Genomic DNA, 18,211 nt, shown 5'->3' with positions numbered 1-18,211 from the left:
CAGACGAGCATGGAAGACTCGATCAAGATCGACAATCGACGCGACTTCGGGTTATGGGCGATCGAGGTTGCCAAAATGATTGTCAGCGAGCAGGGCTTCGAATTGGCAAGCGCGGCACGGGACGGCTCCGAAGACGATGTGCGGGCGGCAGGCAATGCACTCGGCCAGGCAATCACCAATGCTCTCATGGAAGTCTATGACGGTTTGCTCGAGGGCGCACCAGAACAATAGTCTCAGTTGTCAGATCGGCAAGGGCGGCATTTCGCCGTCGGCAACACGCCATATCCATGCCGACAGATCGGGTCGTGCCTCGATCATCTCTCTCAGACAAGCCTCGAATGCCTCGTCCGCCGAAGGCGGCACGATATAGAGCGCCAGGGGTTGTGGTTTCACGTCGGACAGGGTGGCGTTTGCCAGCGGATGGTCGCGCCTAAGATTGAAACGAAGGCCTTTTACGTATTTCGATTTCAGTCGCGCCAGCCGTTCGACGAGCCTTTGCTCATAAGCGTCTTCGATCGGCAACCACTGCTCGGTCACGGCCATCAGCGCGATCTCATTGACCGCGATGATCCCGGCCGGATCCCCGCCGATTGTGGCGATCATCATCAGATGCGACGCCTCGCTGCTATGCCAAAGAGCAAGCTCCGGCTCGAACCGGCGCTGGACGCTCGTCCAGGCTATCTCCTCCAGATACAGGCGAAAACCTGGCATGTGTTTGATCACAACCTGACGGCCGCCCCTCGCTTCCGCGAATTCCTTGATCTCTCCCACCAGGACCATCAACTGCTTCGGGCCAGCCGATGTCAGGAAAAGTCTGGCCAATTTGTGAGCCCGCCGCTGCCCGATCGCCGTCTTGTCGTGGGCTCTGAACGGTTCAGGCAGCAATAGGCGATCCGACAGCGGCGTTCCTCTAACCGCCATGTTGCCGGCCGCCTCCAGCAGATGATGGTAGACCTGCCACCAGTGACGTTTGCCGGTCCAGTGCGACGTCCATTCCGTCAAGCCGCTTTCGTGCCACAGGAAATGCAGGAGGGCCCGCAATGACAGTTTCTTGCTCTCCACCTTGACACTGTCGTTCCCTTCGCCCCCAGAGCCAACCTGATTGGTCGCTGCGCGCTTCGACAGCGAAAAATCGAGCTTCAGGCAAGCAACGCCCGACGACGGGTCAAGCTTGATCGCCGATCCCATCAGCGGGCCAAGTCCGGAAAGTTCATAGGGGGGATCGTAGGAGGGACAGGCCGGATCGTGACCACCGCCAGAGAGCGGCATCCGCTTGATCAGCAACTGGTCACCGATATCAGCAATGTACATTGGAACGCCCGGATCCCGGCAAAGGCACAGCGGTCGGATCTTGCCACGATGAGCGCGTGCCAGCAGATGCGGAAACTCGTTGTGGCCCTCGTCGCACGCGACGCTCTCAAACCGAAATCGCCTCATGAAGGAGTGACGCTTGAGGCGCGCGCGGCGCGCAAGGATGGGTGCCACAAGAGAGGGAAACCTGTCTGCTCAGATCGGCCAATTGTGCCGGGCGAAAAAAGCCAGCTCAAGGCCGCGCGGCCCCTCCAATTTTCTCTCCGCTCCGTTTCACTGCGCTGCGACAAAATCGGTTCCTCCGCACGCCGGCTCCGCCGGTCGCGTCCCGCGAGCCTTGACCTGCCTTCCACCGCCCCGCGTGCCGCGTCGTCTTTCACATCCGTCAAGGAGACGACGATGACCATCGACCAGCACATCGAAGAACTACGCATCGAGGCCCGCAACGCCGAGACCATCTGGGAGCGCCGGGCGCTCGAAACCGAACTCGATCTCGCGCTTGCCGAGCGCGAAGTCATCTGGGCCGAACTCGACGGCCGCATCGAGGCGGAGCCGCCGTTCTGAGGCGCCTTCGCCGCATATCGATCGAAGCGCGCCGGATCGACCGACACGCTTCGATGCTTTCGCTCAATATCCATTGTCTTCCAGATAGGTATCGATTGCCGCCTGCATGATGACCGTCATCTTGACATCGTTCTCGTGGGCAGCGCGCATCAGCCGCTCCTTCATCTCCTGCTCGAGCGGTACGTTGACATAGAACTTGATGGCACGATCCTTTGCGCGCTTCAGGCTCTTCAAGCGTCTGCGCGTATCCTGCTGCTCTGCCGCACGCTTAGCCGTCCGGCGTCGCCGCTCATCTTCAGGAAGCCGAGGCAGGACCGTGTCGCGCTCGGCAGGCTCTGAGCGAATATCGTCCGCAGCTTCGGCTTCTGCACCGGCGGCCACTTCGAGCAGCGCCTCACTGGGTTCCAGCGTCGCCGGCTTTCGGCGTGGAGCCAGCGAAAACTGCTGGAAGTCGATTGTCGCCTTGCTCATGCCGCGACCTCAGCCGCGCCCGACAGCCGCCGAACCTCGATTTCGTCGACCAGCGCTTTCACCTCGATGCGCGCCTTGCGGACGGAATCCGTCAGTTCCTGCATCTGCAGCGTTCCAAGTCCGTTCTGGATCTCGCGATAGATGTTGCGTTCATAGAGCTCGGTGTCGAGCAACATTGTCTGATAGTTTGCATCCAGCAATCCCGCGACGAACGGCCGGATGTAGCGATAGGCCTCCAGGTTCCGGCCCGGCAATGTGATGCGGGTACGAACATTCATATGCAGGATCGAAAGACCCAGCTGATCATTGATCTCGTTGACCTCAGCAATCGTCTGTCCTGCTGCCTCGATCTCCTTGATCCCTGGTTGGACCGGCGACAGCACCAGGTCCGACGATCGTATGATGGTTGTCTGAAGGACGCTGTCGACGCCAGGAGCATCGATTACCATCATATCGAAAGCGTCGTCGAACTTCTTCAAGACATCCTCGATCGCCCGTTGGGTCGCGGCGATCGTTACCTCGATCTTTTCCGGTACGTTGCCTTTTCTGTGGCATAGCTTCCACCAGCCCGCGAGGTTCTGCCTGCTATCGGCGTCGATCATGAGGACGCGTTGCCCGCCAAGTGCATATTCGCCGGCGAGCAGTGTCGCCAACGTCGTCTTTCCAGCGCCGCCCTTGTTGCTGACCACCGCATAGGTTCGGGACATCGCAAACTCCCTGCGAGAAGAACGTCGCCCGGCCGGTCGACCGAGAATGGAACTATAATAGTTTGCTTTCTATGCTCGTCCAGCAGAATCTATGCGTCGGTTCGTCTGGATGCTTTTCCACATGACGACGAGATGGCAAGCGGGTTTACTGCCTCGCGCTACCGTGGGGAAGATCATCCACACCGTATCGAAAAGTCTATATCTATATGATTTTAGTGTGCGTCGACACGAAGTAGCGCTACCGAATTTCGATATGGGCGTGACGTGTAATGTGGTCGTGGCTCTTCATCGAGTGGATGGGATCGATATCGAAGTTCGACGGAAAGGGGCTTTGGGCGGCTTGTGTTGTTGAACTAAAATAGTCTATATTGGTTTGGCAGGATACGCAATTTTGTGATACAAATTGCTGACGATCGACGGACGAGCCGTCGATGGCGCCTGCGGCGGCAGACGACGAGGCGAATGTCGTGGCTAGAAGCGCAAAGACGGCACCGACGGCGGGGCGCCTCAAGGAGCGAAAAGAGCGTGTCGTGCACGCTCGCTTCGCTGCGTCCGAGTTGGTGGCGGTCGAAGAAGCGGCGGAGCGGGCTGGGATGACGCTGTCCGCCTTTATCCGATCGCTGACGCTCGATGGTGCCGGCGTCCTGCCATTCCTAACGGAGGAGGATCGGGCAGTATTCGATCTTCTTCATCGCGACATCAGGGCAATCGGTGTGAACCTGAACAGTCTTACCAGGCTCGCGCACCAGCGCACTGTCCCGATCGAGATCTCGAATGTGCTTCAGGATTTCCAGCCAGTTGTCGCGGCTCTCGCGCTGGAGCTTCGTCGGCTCGCCGCTCGGAGCGGCCGCAGAGTCGAAGGGCGCCCCTGATGGAGATCTTTTTTGGGGCTTTCACCAAAGAATGGGAGCAGCGCAGAGCCGCCTTTTTGCATGAAAGGCTGGTCGGCAAGACCGTTGATGATGACGAAGAGGCCCGCCGCCGGCGCAGTGCTGGTGCAAGCAGCAGCTTGGGCCGCCATCCGATAGGATGGAAGAGAAGCAGTCATGTCAGCATTGCACGGCATGCGCCGGCGCACCGGCCAATGGCAGCGCGCTTTGCAGGGCTTGCGACCGGAAGCCAGCCTGCTGTCGTCAAGATGACGTCATTTGGCGGTGGCGGCCGGCTGGGTGCAATGGCCGGCTACATCTCCCGCAACGGAGAGGTCGCGATGGAAAACCAGGCTGGGGTAGAGCTCAGGGGCCGGAAGGCGATTGCGGCACTTTCCGACGACTGGTCCCATCTGATGGGCAACCGGGCAGAAAGCCGCGACATCGGCACCTTCCGCATCGATATCGCCGGCGGTCCCCGCGAGGGGCAAGCGCTGCACGCATGGGCACGGGACGTCGTGAAATCCGCCGTCGGCGAACGTTCCTTTGCCTTTGCAGTCGAACAGCGTGAGGACAATCATCGCATAGAGGGTGTTGTTGTCCTGCGGGCTCGCAACGGAGAACGACTGACAGCCGATGTCAAGGCAGAAGGGATCGTTAAGGCCCGCATGGTGGGGCAGGGGGCAAGTCTCGGGAAGGCAGAGTTCAGCTTTACCGGCTATGGTAATGGCGTTGAATATGGCACCGCCCGTCTGCGCAAGATGGTGGAAAAGTTTGACGGCTCCGTCGAGAATAACCGTGGCGAAATGCTCGCGGATGCCAAACGGGCCGGCGACCTCGTGCAGTTGGAGTGGCGTGGCGAACTCCATAGCCGAAAGCCCCGGGATGTCATGCATCTCGTCATGTCAGCAAGGGCGGGCACCGATGTCCAGGCATTCCAGGCGGCGGCTCGCGAATTTTTGGCTACAGAATTTGCCCACCACCGGTATGTCTTTTCACTGCATGATCCGACGCGGGATCCGAAGGCCGAACAGGACGGTGGCAAGCGGCCGCACGTGCACGTGCATGCGATCATCGCCATGCGGTCCGAGGATGGCGAGCGGGTCGAAACCTCGATTGCATCGTTTCGACGTTGGCGCGAGGGTCTTGCAGAGCAGGCTCGCGCGCATGGCATCCGGATGGAGATGACGGATCGTCGCGAGCAGGCAAGCGCCCCGGCGTTCAGTCGAACCCAGGTGCGGCCGGTCAGTCGCGATGGGCGAACAGAGCATGAGGGGACTTCAACCTTTTCCGAGCAACGTTATGTTCGAAAGCGCCATGAGGCTCCAACCGCGGCAAGAACAGACAGGAGCTTTTTCTATACCGAAAAAGTTCATCAGCAGTGGTCTGAACTCGCACGCAGCGCGGGCAACGTCGAAGTCGAGGCTTTTGCAGATAAGCAGATTTCTCGTTTGAAAACAGCATTTAAGCGTCTGAATCCGCAAATACATGTGTCTGACCTCTCCAGTGATTCAGCCTCGCCATTCCGAACTGAATTGGTTAGACTATCTCAGCTTGCGGAGGTCGATACCATGAGTGCGATGACGCGATCGGAGTTCGAGGCATATGAGAAGCGTGTGGAAACCGCTCTGTTTCAGGCGGAGCGTGTTATGCCGGAAAACCAGCGGGTCAATTTCGAGGAGATTGCCGCGGCCGCAAGGGAGCACGTCGATGTTCGCCGCGAAATCATGGAGCAGACCGCGCAGGCGGGCGGTCGCACGCCGGAGGATACCAGTGCTCGACAGCCCGACGATGCCAACCGCCAATGGGACAAGGCTGTCGCACGTCATGGTCTGGAGGCAGTCGAGGCCGGAAACGACATCATGATTGAAGTCCAATATTATCGCGAGCGGATCGAGTTAGCCGACGATGACGAAGTTCGGCCTGATAAAGCGTCGTTGCAGGCGAGCCTGAATTTCGAGCTTGCCAGGGCAGCCGAGCTGGGGGCCGCGGGTAATTCTTATATCCGAGAGGTCAGCGAGGTAGACGAGGCGTTGCGGGTCGCACTCGAGGCTGCCGAGCGCTCTCTGGATCGAAGCCGGCAAAAAGCCGATGGCCCGGACGAGCGTGACGTTGCGGGCGGCTCCGCCGAAAGTGTCGGAAGACATCTAATTCCGTCCGACGAGATCGACAAAGCCCGTACCGGCGATCATCGAACCGGTGATACCAGACGCACAGATCCAGCGAACCAGCATATTTCGAGACTGGATGAGCTTGAACGCGAGGCTGAGCGAAATCGTGACGATTACGACCGATAGGAAGCAATGATGCGCGACGATCGATGGATGTTCATTCCCGATCCTGATCCGAAAGCAGACGCCGGCTATTGGAGCATAGCTAGCTGGGTATTCGCCTGCATTATGATCGTAGCTCTGGTAGACCGGGGACTGACAATTGCTTGGCATGCCATGCAGGGTTGGTGGGATGCAGCGATCGCTTTCTGGGGGTTCTGGTAGCCCATCACACCGGCTCCCGTGAATAGGGCGCCCCGGAAGGCAGCCGGATGCGGGATGGTGCAAATGGCCGGGTTGCGCGCTGAGCGGAGATGATCTCGGTCCATATCCTCGGCTTATCGAGATAGAGCGGCGAGGTGCCCTTCTCCATGCGTTTCACTTGTCCCGCCCCGAAGCTCAGCCTGATTTTCTCCGGCCGGTATCAGCCAACGGCCGATGGTGTGCCGAAAAGGTCTTAATGCTTTCTAGAAGTGCTAGCCTACTCGAGCCCAAGCTCAGACGGATCGGGCACGGTTTTGGCGAGAACGTCTTGGATGCTTTTCCTTTGTTTCACTGACATATCCGGAGTGGTCGCCAATGAGTCGGAGATGACAGAATTGAGCCGCCGCGCGGTTGCGAGCAATCGTTCGTCGGACTTCGAAAGTCCGGAAGCCACGCTGCTGCGCGCCTGTCTGCGCGGCTCAAGCTGTCTCTCCGACGCGTGAGGATGAGTGTTTGCCGCCTCAGCCCCCTGGATGAGCTCACGTGGATCCGACCCTGATGGACCGGATTCTAACTGGAGCGCCGGCGATCCGTAGTCCGGTAAAGTTGCGGCCACAGGCAGATTCAAGGGCATTTCCACTTCGGGAAGCGAGACAGCGTTTTCATTCTTGTCTAGTACCGCGGACCTGAACGGCTCGGTGGCATAGTAGCGAAGTTTGTCTCCAAACACCGGTCTCTGACCTTCAACCAAAAGGACCATCTTATCCTCCGGCATCTGTCGGACCTCCTGCGGCATCATCAGGTCGCGCTCACGGATCTGTTCTATCTTGGTGCGCCGCGGCAATCCGAGAAGCTCAAGCGTACGGGACTCCGATTGATATCGGATCGTCCGCTTGCCCAGGGCGCGCGAGGCGTAGTCCGCCGTGGCCTGGTCGTTCGCGCCGAGGATGAGCTGCAGCCCGCAATTGCCGAGAAGCGAGTGCCGCGCTGTCTCACCGTAGATTTCATCGATATTCTTGAGGTCCTGGATGATGAAAGCCAGCTTGATATTGTAGCCCGCCACATAGGGCAGCTTGTTCAGCACCTCGTCCATCTTCTTCAATTGCCGGAATTCGTCGAGAAGGAAATAAACGGGGACGGCCTTCGGATTGTGCTCACGCGTCAGAAGATCCATCACCTGCTGCACGAACAAGGTAAGCAGCGGCCGCAAGATCGTCATGTCAGTGATGTTCGGCGCAAGGTAGATTGTTATGGGCCGGCGCCGCAGTGACGCAAGATCCATGTCCGTTACGCAGGTCGCCGCGACGACACGTTCGTTTCTGAAAGGTGCAAGCGCCTTCTGGATGTCGAGCAGTGCAGAGCGCGCGGCCCGTTCGTTGAGAGCGATATAGGCATTGAAGCTGTCCGTCGTGAACCGAGACAGATCCGGCTCGTTTTCCTTGATCAGTTTCATCAATGCTTGAAGATCGACACCGGAATTGAAGATCGCATTTACCTCGCCGAAATTGCGCCGGTTTTTATAGTGGGTGCTTTCCAAGATGTAGCTGATGACACCGGCGATCACTTGCTGCGCTGTGCCTTGCCAGACGGCGTTCTCCGATCCAACAGTCTCAGGAATGAGGATTGCCGCCATATTCTGGATGTCGATCGTGCGGCTGCCGCGATCCGTCCTCACAAAATCGAGCGGATTCCATCGGTGCGTTTTCGATGCTCCGGGCGAAAATAGGAAGACCTGATTGCCGCTTGCCCTTCTGTAGCCGGCCGTCAGTTCAAAAATTTCGCCTTTCAGATCCATGACGATCATCGATCCCTTAAACATCAGCGCGTTCGGGATGACGTAGCCGACGCCTTTCCCGGATCGTGTCGGGCCGATGATCAGGTGATGGCGGTCATCGTTACGTCGAAGAAGCGTCCGGCCAGCGCGCCCGAAGATATGCCCCTCCTTGCGAAACCACCCGGCGCGCCGCAGCGACGCAACATCCTGGAACGCTGCGTCGCCGAGTGGGCTGGCCGGCCGACGGAGCCCGAAAGCGGCCGCCGCTGTGCCTGCTGCCAGCGCAGGAAGTGCTGCGGCCAACCCTACGAGTTGCAGCGATCGATTGTTGAAATAGGCAGCGAACTGGCGAAGGGGAGCTGCCGGGTCGATCGTGGTCATCAACCGAAGGATCCGACCGTCTTTCCATACGATCTGGAGAATGAGGCTGTAACTCAGCATCCAGACCGCGACCGCGATCAGAGCGCAGAAAAGCAGATAGAAGGCGAGGTAAGATCGGTTCATGCGGATTGCCGAGCATAATAGATTTCGGACACGCCGCGCCGGCCGCCGTCGCGGCGCAGCTGGATGACGATCGGGATGACCATGCGGATGTAGGACATCAGGTCCTGCTTGGAATAGCCTGATGACATGCCGGCTTGCATGATCATCATGGCGAGCTGCTCATAGGCGCCCATTGGTGTATCGGCATGCACGGTCGACATGCTGCCTGGATGACCCGTGTTAATGGCACGCAGGAAGGCGAACGCCTCGGCGCCGCGGATCTCGCCGACGAACAGCCGGTCAGGCCGCATGCGCAGTGATGCCTCGAGCAGCGATTGGATCGTCACATGCGCCGTTCCCTGGTCTCCGCGCGAGGCAAGCAAATGGACGCTATTGCGATGGGATGGAAACAGCTCGCGCGTGTCCTCGAGTGTCAGAATGCGCTCGTCTTCATCGATGCTTTTGAGGCAGGCGTTTAAGAATGTCGTCTTCCCCGTCGATGTGCCGCCGCTGATCAGGAGCGAGACGCGCTTGTGGATTGCGGTTTCGATGAAGTCGTGGATGCGGCCGGCCTCCAGCAGCGCTATGAGGCTTGTCTCTGTTTCGCTTAATCCGCTCACAGTCACGGACACGTTGTCCAACCCGCCGCTGTCGCGGTATTGGGCTAAGGTGAAATCATTGACGACCTGCTTTCGAATGGAGATCGAGCCGCCGTCGGGTGCTGCTGGCGGCAAGACAATCTGAATTCGTTCGCCGGTGGGCAGGGCAGCGCTTAACATCGGATTGATACGGCTGATGAATTGATTGCTGGCAGCAGCCACCCGCTCGCCGATATGCTCTATCTCTTTGCTCGTGAGCTCCGGGATTGCATAAAACTCCATTGCCGAGGCGCCAAGGCGCTCGACAAACACTTCGCCCGGACGGTTCACGGAAATCTCGATGACGCGCGGATCCGCGAGGAATTCCGCCAGCGGCGAGAGCGCGCGTCGCAGGAAATAATGCGGATCGCTACCGGGAACGACCTTGATCGAGGCCTCGCTCATGCTTGATCTCCTTCAGTGCCTCCTCGACCGGGTCCGGATACATCCCGGAGAAGTCGAGATCCTGGCGGACATAAACAAAGATACGTTCGCCCTGCGGGACGCTGATTGTCGGGGAAATACGAAGGTTCTCTGCCAACGCCTGATTGGCCATATCGGAAAAGGTTTGGGCGAGCGTTTCCCGAGCGAGTTCGGCGGCCCGATCGGAGTCGGATTCGCCGTTGCCGCTGCCCGAGCTATATTGGTTGCTGCCATAACCGGTCAGATAGGAGGAGCCCGCGCCGACTATGGAGAGCAGGATGGCTGACCCGAACCGCTCGCGCCACTTGTTATCGACGGTGCCTGTGAGGCCGGAGCGCCCCATGCTATCAGTGCCGATGCTGTTCAGCCGCACGGAGACGCCGTCGTCCCGCAGCAGGCGGGTCCAAATCGCGAAAATCCGTTTCTGTCCTCGAGTGACGCCCGATTGATATTCGCCGATCAACCGCGTGCCGGTCGGGATGAGGACGCGGCGCCCGTCGAACGAATAGACGTCCTGGGAAGTGATGGCGCGGATCTGGCCAGGCAGATCGCTGTTGATCGCAGTTTCAAGGATGCCCGGGATCAAGGTCCCCTCCGGGACCATCGCATCGATCCGGTCGATCTGCCGGGCTTTGGTCGATCGGTCGCCAATCGTTGAAGCGGTCGCCAAAAATTTGCTGTTGCGATCTTCGCCAGTAACTGCCGGTCCGTCGGAGGCGCCATTGCCACTCAGCGAAGTCGCATCGCTACCCGTTTTGGCGCTATCGACGACGATCTGCTTTGACCGGTACCGTTCAGGAAATGCCTCTGGTTGCGGGCTGGCCTTGGGGACCGGTTGAGTGATCACCGGCGGGGGCGGCACGGTGAATTCGGTCGTGTCCGGAGACGGCGCTGGTTTCTCCTGAGGCGGTTCTGGGATCTGCATAATGTTCTCCGCCGGCTTGGGTCCGGGCTTCTGCTCCTCGCGCAAGAACGACGGAGGCCTGAAGGTCGTCGTTGAGAACTCCTCGTCGCCCTGCATACCATCACGTGTCGGTCTTTGTGGTGCGAGGACCACGACGTAGGTGAGGGCAGCGCCGCCGAGCAGCAGGACAGCCCCGCCAAGCACTTGCTTTCGACGAGCCCGCTTGTCGCGCACACCGGCTTGATCGGCCGCGAGCATGGCCTCGAGCTCTGGGGAACGCTGCATCAGTTGCCGGTCCTTCTGCGGATCGTGGCTTGGTCATCAGGGGAGGGACCAAGCCCTGCGGGATCCGGCTGACCGAAATCCGGTTTTCTCAAGTTGAATATGCAGGTCCACTGATTACCATCGCGCAGCGTATACTGCGTCCCTGTGCCATCCACGACGATATACTCTCCCTCGCGCCGAAAGTTGCGGAGGGTCTCGGTGAAGTCGCCATTTACGGCGAAGATCGCTGGCACTTTTGGTCCAAACTTGAAAAAGGTCTTCTTCCCGTCATCGAAAACCATCAATGGCTTCAGTCCAGGATCGCCGGAAAAGGAATAGTCGATGTTGACGTTTGCCTTGTCGACCCCGGAGATGTTTGGGTAACCGGCCCTTGCCTCTGCTTCCCTCCTCAACGATGCGTTCAAATCCTTGTCCGGATAGGTGAAGCGGATTCCAAAGATCTTCTTGTTGTCTTCCGGGGCATAATCGTTGAGTTCGAGATAGTAGATGCGCCTCGTGGTCACGACGTTCATATTGGTAGCGACGTTCTTTGCCTTCGGCTTTACGAACAGGATATTGCCCTTGTCCGTCGGTACGACGTCCCAACTGTCGGTATCCCCGACCGCGATGGTCTCGAATTTCTCGTCTTCATCGAAGATGATCATCGTCGAGATGCCGTAGGTGGCGAACACTCGCACGACGTTGTTGGGTTGGTAGACGACGCTCGTCACGCGCGGGTCCAGTCGTCCGGCAGACGGTGTTTCGGCGGCTGTGGCCGGTAGTGCGTGCGTCAGCACCGCCAGCGCTAGGAGGATTGGATGACGTGTCACGGATTGTTCTCCGTGACCGTTTCCTGGTCCCGGCGGTATTCGTAGACTTGGAAGCCCAACGGGTTTTCGAACCGCCACTCGTTTGTTGCCGGCGTGTCGGTATAGCGATAGCGGACGACCGCGATCCAATGTCGCGTGATCGCGCCGGCGTCGGAGACTTCGCTTGTCGCGAAGCGGACGATGCCGGTCGAACTGTTGGGGAACGTCACCGATGCGATCTCGGTCATCACCCGCTTGGCTTTCCTATAGACCTTCGCGGGGTTCTTGGCATTGGCTGCGCTGTAGAGGTTCTGCAGTTCGCGCGCGGCGTTGCCGGTGGACAGCAGTGCGGCGATGCCAAAGTTCTGTTCGATCGCGTATGGATCGTAGCCCTCGCGGGATCTGATGTAGCGAACGATGTTGGCCTGGGTGATGGCCTGTTGCTCGGTGAGGTTGGCGGGCCGCGTCAAGCCACTCTTCACTTCGAGATAGCCGGTGTTTTTGTCGACCTCGACAATGTAGGGCTCGAAACTTTTAAGAGGCACGAGCGTGACGAGTGCCAGCAGGCTGAGCAACGTGATACCGCCGAATATCGTCGTAACGAACCAGGCGAGCGTTCGAGACCGCTTCGCCCTCTTGACGATTTCCTGCTCCCAGATGTCACCGCTCTGGTAATAGGTATGCAGATCGAGTTCTTTTATGTCAGCCATCGTCTTCGTTCCTGGTCGTCAGCTCGGGAGGCCTTGGCGGGAAATTTTCGTTTGCATGGCCGAGCGTATGCCCGAAGCGTTGTCATCTCCTTCGTCGCCGCCCCTGAAACGGCTTGAAAGTGCTCGACCGGCGCGATAGGCGCCTCGGCCAACGCGTGAACCGCTCCTGGTGACGGCGACCGGATAACGGATGCCGAGTCGGCGAGTGATCCCTGCCGCCGCGTTTCCGACGCCGACGGCAATGCCGCCTGCAATCCCTTGGCCGATCGATTGGATGTAGAGCATCACGAATCCGCCCGCGATGCAGAGAAGCAGGAAGCCGGCGATGTCTGCCAGCGTCAGTATCCGCGATCCACTGGCCGCGTCGATCTTGGTGAGTTCCGGGTTCATCGCGACAATGAGAAACGCAGCGATGACGTAGATGAACAGGGGGATGAGCGCGTAGGTGAGCACCTGGTTGAACCAGCCCATGCCGTAGCCCCGCGTGCGATCAAATAGCATGCAGGCGATGAAAATCGGGGCCGTGCCGATCAGCACCCAGAGCATCACCTTGGCTAGGATGAGGATGGCGAGGGCGAGGGCGATGAAGACCCCGGCACCCACCATGATCAGGATGCCGATCATGCTGGGTAGGATCGAAAAATAACCCGACTGCTCCGCAAAGGCCGATGCCGCCTGATTGGCCGTCTTCCAGATCTGCGACAAGCCGTTCGTCGGCTCGCGGATCCCCGTACCCGAGGCAGCCAGGATGGCGCGGCCGACGTCTTCCGGCGTGTCGTTGAGCCAATGGTAGAAGAGATTGTTAAAGTTGGCCCAGGAACCGATCAGTGCGAGAATGATCATCATCCTGACGATCCGGCCGACGACTTCGCCGACGGAAAGACGTGATGTGCCTATCACCAGCTGCAGGCCATACCAGGCAACGTAGACCATGAGCATGACCCGCAGGAGCGGCATCAGCTCGTTGCCGACCACCGTGTAAGCCTGCTCAGAAAAGCTTGAGCCAGAGTCTTCGATGCGCTGCACGAGATCGCCAAGAAAGTCTTGCATCACCGAAATCCTTATTGCCCGTCAGGCTCGACGATGCCGAGCGCGGCAAAGGCGGCGGCCGGGTTATTGACACGGTACATGGCGCCACAGTCCTCTCTCGGATCGGGGGCGAATGACATGAGGTTGGCGGGCCGTTTGCATGGCGCCGTCTTCTCCTTCGCCGTGCCGCACCCTGACAGCAAAACCAGGCCCGCGACGGCAAGCCCAACCATTTCCGCTGATGTCATGCTAATTGCCGTAGGCCAGCGTCTTCTTGGTGTTCGAAATATCCGTGAGCCGGCGCTGGTTTTCGGCCTGCAGCGACGTCACGGCTCCATTCATCACCCCGATCATCTCGTTCAGGGTCAGCCCGGATTGCACCTGCAACTGGGTGTTCTGATCAATCGATCCTTTGATGTCCTGGGCGGTACCGATCTGCGCGCCGGCTTGCTCGAAGGCGTTGCGCCGCGTCTGGACGGCCTGTTGCGAGCCGTTGATCATGGCGGAGACGCCGAGCACGGTGTTCACCAATTGCTCGTAGGATTTGTCCCCTGAGAAACTGCTATCTTCTTTTCCTGAGAGGCTCTTCACCAGTTGCAGGCCGTTGATGAACACGGTGGCCGCTTTGGCGATGTCACCGCTCATCGATCCGAAGTTCGGCACGCCTTCCTTCAGGATGCTGTCGAAGGATGGGACCGCCGAAACGCTGAAGCCGTTGCCGATCGCCAGATCCTTCAAAGGCGCTGCCGCGCTGCCCCGATCGCCGGTCACGGCTTTGAGCGTGTCCTCAACTGTCGTCAGAATATTCTTGTTGGTGTCGAGGATCTTGTCCGTCGTCTCCGCTGTCTGTTTGGCGACCTGATAGTTGGTCTTGTCGATAACGGGCACGTCGGCGAGGGCTGCCGATGCCAAGGAAAGCACGCCGGAAATGGTCATCACCTCAAGTCTCATTGTCTTCTCCCATCATTGCGGTTGCAGCAGGAGCTGCACCTGGTCCACGTCGGCGCGTTTCTCGATGCACGCCTTGTCTTCATCGCTCCACACGAGGGTTTGCCGCGGATCGCACAAGCCGGTCGTGTCGCGCGGTGGCGCGTCACGGCCCTGGCTGCTCATCGACTGTGAGGAGCCGGAAAGGTTGGCCGATGAAACGGTGTTGCGCGAATTGATGAGGTCAGCCATCGCGGTCGTCAGCTTGATGACGTTGTTCATCATTTCGAGATTGGCATTGCGCGCCGTCGAATTGTGATCCCAGCTGTCCTGGACGGTTCCAGTCTGCATCGCACCCAGCTGCTGGTACCAACTCACCACGTTGCCGAGGCTGGCAGACGTCGAGGCGCTGGTGCCCATGGCGTTCAGCGTCGAGGAGCGCATGCCGGTGTAGGCTGTTTCTCCGCCCCCAAAATTGAGGGGTATTGCAGAGTTGTCGGAGCCACCAAACGCCGGGAGCCAGCCCTGCGTGATTGCGGCGACATAACCCTGTGTCTCCTTGAAGGGAGGAATGCCGCCATATTTGCTGACATTGCCCGGCCCGGAATTGTAGGCCGCGAGAGCGAGGTTCACGTCACCGCCGAAATTGCGAAGTTGTTGCTTGTAATAGCGCGCGCCGCCGCGAAGGTTTTCCTCGATATTGTTCTCGTCGACACCGAGTTGCGCGGCGGTACCGGACATCAGCTGAGCGAGCCCGGTTGCGCCGGCTCCTGATTTGGCGCAAGGATTGAACCGGCTCTCCTGATAGACGAGGGCGAGAAACTGGTCCTCATCCACACCCTCCTCCCGGGCGACGCGGCGCACCAGACCGGAAATTTCCGGGTTGGCTTCGGCTGCACCGATCGGATCGTTGCGCCGGCCGGGCCGGTACATCGAGCAGGTGACCGAGGTGTGGATCGTATAGCGATCGTGATCGGTGTCTTCGAGATCACTCGTTGTCTTGTCGCGGTGCTCGCGCGGAATGAGGTTGGTGTCATCGATTGTCGGAACGTCGGCTCTCGCAAATCCTGGAATGACACACAGCCCGGCTGCCGTGAAAATGAGAATTGTACCAAGCGGCGACCTTTGTGCGGTGAGGGGTTTCATGGCTGATGCCCCCAGCCGCAGAACTCGGCCAGCCAAGCTTCCGGGTCGTCACCATGTTGATTGCGAAGGCGCTCGCATTCTTCGACGGTCTCTTTCCGCCCGGAGAGAACCTTGATCAGGTCAGGCATGGCGCTGAGATCGAGCCGGGCTATGACGCTGTCATTCCCGTGCTTGATCAAGAAGGATCGTTTCTCCGGCGGCGTGTTGCGGATGAAGCTGAATTCCTTGGCCGTCAGCCCGAAGCGATGGATGTAGCTCTCTTCGTCAGCCCGCGGATTGGGAAAGTGGATGTTGGTCGCGGACTGCTCAATCAGTGTACGCGCCGGCGGCGAGCGGACAATGTCGGCGGCCGACTGAGTACCGAAGCCGATAATGCCATTCAGCTTGCGGATCGTCTTCATCTTGTCGACGATGAAGTCGCTGAAGGTCTGGTCTTTCAGCAGACGCCAACCCTCGTCCATGAAAATCATGACCGGGGTTCCGTCGAAGAGTTCGTCGAGGCGGTGATAGATGTACATCAATGCCGGCGTTCGGACTTCGTCATTGTCGAGGATGCTCGTCATGTCGAACCCGAAGACGCGCCTCTCGGAGAAAGAAAGGACATCGTGGCGGGCGTTGAAGAGCCAAGCCTTTTCGCCGTCGATCCATGGGCGAAGACGCGCGTGCAGATCGTTGGGGCCGGCGCGTGAACGTCCGGTCAGGAGACCGGCCAAGTTCGCAAGCGTTCGTTCGGCCTTGGGCTCGTGCATGAGGCGCACGATCGCGCGTTCGAGCGTGTCTTCTTCCTCCTGATCGAACGCGCCATCGCGGTCCTTGCGAAGCATTGCCTTGAGCAAGCGAAGAAGGAATTCCCGGTTTTTGCCGATATTCTCGATCTGCAAGGGGTTGAAGCCCGTCGGAGTACCTGGCGAGAGGATCTCGTAGGAGCCGTTCATCGCTCGCAGGAAGATTTCGGCGCCGCGGTCCTTGTCGAAGAAGACGGCGCGCGGCGATGGCCTCACCCTGAAAGCCTGTGCCAGCAGAAAGGTGAGAGCGACGGTCTTGCCCGACCCCGTCGGGCCGGTGACCAGGAAATGGCCGATATCGCGCTGGTGGAAGTTGAACCAATAGGGCGTCTGGCTGCTTGTTTCCAGGATGGTGATGGGGCTTCCCCAATGCACCCCGTCCCTTTGGCCGGCCGCAAAATTGTGCATCGACGAGAGCCCGGAGAAATTGGCGCTCGACAGCATCGCCCGCCGGGCAATGTAAGCGTGATTGCCCGGCAGTTGAGCCCAGAAGGCCGCTTCCAGGTTCAGATCCTCGCGCAGCCAGTTGATGTTCATGTCGGTGAGGCAGGCGCCTAGATCCGAGACCGCCTTGTTGACGCCATCTACGTCACGCGACAGGCAGAGAAGCGAAAGGTGATGGAAGCCGAAGACGGCTTCCTGGTTGAGCAGGCTATTCAGCGCGAAATCGATATCGTTTTCGACATCGCTGCCGGCCTCGTCGGATGCGCCGATCTGCCGCTTGAGCCGCGTGATGCGTTCCTGCGCAATGGGTTTGTCGGCCAGGGTGAAGGACTGGGTGAGAATAAACTCGTGGTTCACCTGCAGCAGGCCATCCAGCATGCCTGGACCTGTAAACGGCGGGTATTCCTTGATGGAGAGCATCGCGCCAAAGCGGTCATCCTCCTTCACCGGCCCCTGCGCCTGCATGGTGCGCCGTGCGAAATGGAGCCGCGACGTCCCGAGGAAATTGCCAAGGCCCATGCGCGGCAGACGCATCTTGCGGGGTATGCCGCAGGTCAGAATAGCGTTCAAGAACGCCGACGGCTCCGAATAGGGCTCATCGTTCGCGCTCGAAATACCGAGGACCGCCGCGCCGTATTTGCTCAGGTCATGAACGATGTTGCCGACAAGCTCTTCAAGCTCACCAACCGCTTCACGCAACTGATCCGCCTGCGCGTCACGACCTGACGCTCGTCCAAACAAACGGCGGGCGCAGTCACCGGCCGCCAGTGCCCCGCGCATGCCCGACCGCAGGACGGTCAGATAGAGCTCGTTCGCGAACATGCGCTTGCCTGCGAGCGAAGCCGTGTAGCGCCGATCAAGCTCTTCGCAAAAGGGATCGTCGAACACGCCGTCGACGGAGGTATCGACCCGCCGGCGGATGACTGTCGACCACAGGGAAAAGCGGCTGGAGCCGAGCGACCGGATAAGGGTATTCTGCACCACAGAACGCATGTTGATTTCGGCCTGATCCTCGGTCTGAAAGAACAGGCCGTCCAATTTGATGACACTCATCAAAGCATCGCCTTCGAGCTTGATGACGGTGTCAGCCACGTGACGGAGGTAAGGGATGTGCTTGGCCATCGGACGCTCGCGATGGAGGATGGTTCCGAAGCCGAGTTCTTCGCGGATGACGCTCAGCATGGTCATGGCCCGTAGGAATTCGCACCCCAGAACGTCTTATTCGGCGTCCTGGGCGTCAGCCGCGTGGAAACCTGCAACACATCGAGGACGCGCGCGTCCCAGCTGCAGAGCGTGAAAAGAACGGCATAGGCAAACGGCGCCGTCAGCAGCGCCCACAACTCGTTGGTTGCCAGCCAGGCGATGATCGTCAGGCCGATGACAATCACCACGGCCATGTAGGGCACGCCCCAAAGCGTCGGCGAGCGGGTCAGTCCGATCACCACGGGGGTCAGCTGGGGTTTGTCATCCTCCATGGCT

The 18,211-nt window shown here is 59.4% G+C and carries 20 protein-coding genes; 5 read left to right on the top strand and 15 right to left on the bottom strand.

Translation table 11 applies throughout. The features are described 5' to 3' along the window. The first annotated feature begins 9 nt into the window (after positions 1 to 9). Entirely contained in the window at positions 10 to 231 is a 222-nt protein-coding gene (locus HGP14_RS27895; RefSeq protein WP_168833116.1) for a hypothetical protein, read from the top strand. 9 nt (positions 232 to 240) lie between these two features. Here HGP14_RS27895 and HGP14_RS27890 read toward each other — a convergent pair whose 3' ends face one another. Next, a complete protein-coding gene (locus HGP14_RS27890; protein WP_168833115.1) occupies positions 241 to 1,437 on the bottom strand; it encodes a DUF1173 domain-containing protein in 1,197 nt (398 codons plus the stop codon). Between the two features lie 273 nt (positions 1,438 to 1,710). Between HGP14_RS27890 and HGP14_RS27885 the strand changes: the two genes are divergently transcribed. Further along, positions 1,711 to 1,875: a hypothetical protein gene (locus HGP14_RS27885; RefSeq protein WP_168833114.1), complete on the top strand. Its 165-nt coding sequence runs from the start codon at positions 1,711 to 1,713 to the stop codon at positions 1,873 to 1,875. Between the two features lie 63 nt (positions 1,876 to 1,938). Here the strand turns inward: HGP14_RS27885 and HGP14_RS27880 are convergent, their stop codons facing one another. Then, positions 1,939 to 2,346 (bottom strand): hypothetical protein, encoded by a 408-nt coding sequence (locus HGP14_RS27880; RefSeq protein ID WP_168833113.1) that lies wholly within the window; start codon positions 2,344 to 2,346, stop codon positions 1,939 to 1,941. Then, a complete protein-coding gene (locus HGP14_RS27875) occupies positions 2,343 to 3,053 on the bottom strand; it encodes a ParA family protein (RefSeq protein WP_168833112.1) in 711 nt (236 codons plus the stop codon). The genes HGP14_RS27880 and HGP14_RS27875 overlap by 4 nt, the downstream gene beginning before the upstream one ends. 431 nt (positions 3,054 to 3,484) lie before the next feature. Here HGP14_RS27875 and HGP14_RS27870 point away from each other — a divergent pair, with 431 nt between their 5' ends. From HGP14_RS27870 to HGP14_RS27860, 3 genes are all read left to right on the top strand, one after another. Continuing rightward, a complete protein-coding gene (locus tag HGP14_RS27870) occupies positions 3,485 to 3,925 on the top strand; it encodes a plasmid mobilization protein (protein ID WP_246704622.1) in 441 nt (146 codons plus the stop codon). A gap of 302 nt (positions 3,926 to 4,227) precedes the next feature. Further along, a complete protein-coding gene (locus tag HGP14_RS27865; RefSeq protein WP_246704621.1) occupies positions 4,228 to 6,219 on the top strand; it encodes a relaxase/mobilization nuclease domain-containing protein in 1,992 nt (663 codons plus the stop codon). A 9-nt stretch (positions 6,220 to 6,228) separates the two neighbouring features. Continuing rightward, positions 6,229 to 6,417, top strand: a complete 189-nt coding sequence (locus HGP14_RS27860; protein ID WP_168833110.1) for a hypothetical protein — start codon at positions 6,229 to 6,231, stop codon at positions 6,415 to 6,417. Positions 6,418 to 6,421: 4 nt separating this feature from the next. On the opposite strand, the gene HGP14_RS27855 is transcribed toward HGP14_RS27860, so the two are convergent. The 12 genes from HGP14_RS27855 to HGP14_RS27800 all read right to left on the bottom strand — a co-directional run bounded on the left by HGP14_RS27855 (position 6,422) and on the right by HGP14_RS27800 (position 18,207). Further along, the gene (locus HGP14_RS27855; RefSeq protein ID WP_168833109.1) at positions 6,422 to 6,574 is read right to left on the bottom strand and encodes a hypothetical protein; all 153 of its coding nucleotides are present in this window, start codon (positions 6,572 to 6,574) and stop codon (positions 6,422 to 6,424) included. Positions 6,575 to 6,673: 99 nt separating this feature from the next. After that, a complete protein-coding gene (locus HGP14_RS27850) occupies positions 6,674 to 8,674 on the bottom strand; it encodes a type IV secretory system conjugative DNA transfer family protein (protein ID WP_168833108.1) in 2,001 nt (666 codons plus the stop codon). Beyond that, the gene (virB11, locus tag HGP14_RS27845) at positions 8,671 to 9,696 is read right to left on the bottom strand and encodes a P-type DNA transfer ATPase VirB11 (RefSeq protein ID WP_168833107.1); all 1,026 of its coding nucleotides are present in this window, start codon (positions 9,694 to 9,696) and stop codon (positions 8,671 to 8,673) included. Before virB11 ends, HGP14_RS27850 begins: the two co-directional genes overlap by 4 nt. After that, positions 9,662 to 10,903 carry a type IV secretion system protein VirB10 gene (virB10, locus tag HGP14_RS27840; RefSeq protein ID WP_168833106.1) on the bottom strand — a complete coding sequence of 414 codons (1,242 nt, stop codon included), beginning with the start codon at positions 10,901 to 10,903 and terminating at the stop codon, positions 9,662 to 9,664. The genes virB11 and virB10 overlap by 35 nt, the downstream gene beginning before the upstream one ends. Next, positions 10,903 to 11,712, bottom strand: a complete 810-nt coding sequence (gene virB9, locus HGP14_RS27835; protein WP_168833105.1) for a P-type conjugative transfer protein VirB9 — start codon at positions 11,710 to 11,712, stop codon at positions 10,903 to 10,905. The genes virB10 and virB9 overlap by 1 nt, the downstream gene beginning before the upstream one ends. Beyond that, positions 11,709 to 12,401 (bottom strand): virB8 family protein, encoded by a 693-nt coding sequence (locus HGP14_RS27830; RefSeq protein WP_168833104.1) that lies wholly within the window; start codon positions 12,399 to 12,401, stop codon positions 11,709 to 11,711. Before HGP14_RS27830 ends, virB9 begins: the two co-directional genes overlap by 4 nt. A gap of 18 nt (positions 12,402 to 12,419) precedes the next feature. Continuing rightward, entirely contained in the window at positions 12,420 to 13,451 is a 1,032-nt protein-coding gene (locus tag HGP14_RS27825; RefSeq protein ID WP_168833103.1) for a type IV secretion system protein, read from the bottom strand. An 11-nt stretch (positions 13,452 to 13,462) separates the two neighbouring features. Further along, on the bottom strand, positions 13,463 to 13,678 hold the full coding sequence (locus HGP14_RS27820; protein WP_168833102.1) for a hypothetical protein: 216 nt from the start codon (positions 13,676 to 13,678) through the stop codon (positions 13,463 to 13,465). Position 13,679: 1 nt separating this feature from the next. Further along, positions 13,680 to 14,381 carry a type IV secretion system protein gene (locus HGP14_RS27815; protein ID WP_168833101.1) on the bottom strand — a complete coding sequence of 234 codons (702 nt, stop codon included), beginning with the start codon at positions 14,379 to 14,381 and terminating at the stop codon, positions 13,680 to 13,682. A 12-nt stretch (positions 14,382 to 14,393) separates the two neighbouring features. Then, entirely contained in the window at positions 14,394 to 15,503 is a 1,110-nt protein-coding gene (locus HGP14_RS27810; RefSeq protein WP_168833100.1) for a lytic transglycosylase domain-containing protein, read from the bottom strand. Further along, complete coding sequence (locus HGP14_RS27805) at positions 15,500 to 17,914, bottom strand: VirB4 family type IV secretion/conjugal transfer ATPase (RefSeq protein ID WP_168833189.1); 2,415 nt, start codon at positions 17,912 to 17,914, stop codon at positions 15,500 to 15,502. Before HGP14_RS27805 ends, HGP14_RS27810 begins: the two co-directional genes overlap by 4 nt. Positions 17,915 to 17,916: 2 nt before the next feature. Beyond that, complete coding sequence (locus tag HGP14_RS27800) at positions 17,917 to 18,207, bottom strand: type IV secretion system protein VirB3 (protein ID WP_409527112.1); 291 nt, start codon at positions 18,205 to 18,207, stop codon at positions 17,917 to 17,919. Positions 18,208 to 18,211 lie beyond the last annotated feature (4 nt).

It is taken from the genome of Rhizobium sp. P32RR-XVIII (assembly GCF_012641395.1).
Taxonomy (GTDB): domain Bacteria; phylum Pseudomonadota; class Alphaproteobacteria; order Rhizobiales; family Rhizobiaceae; genus Rhizobium.
This window is presented reverse-complemented; position numbering and strand designations above follow the sequence as displayed.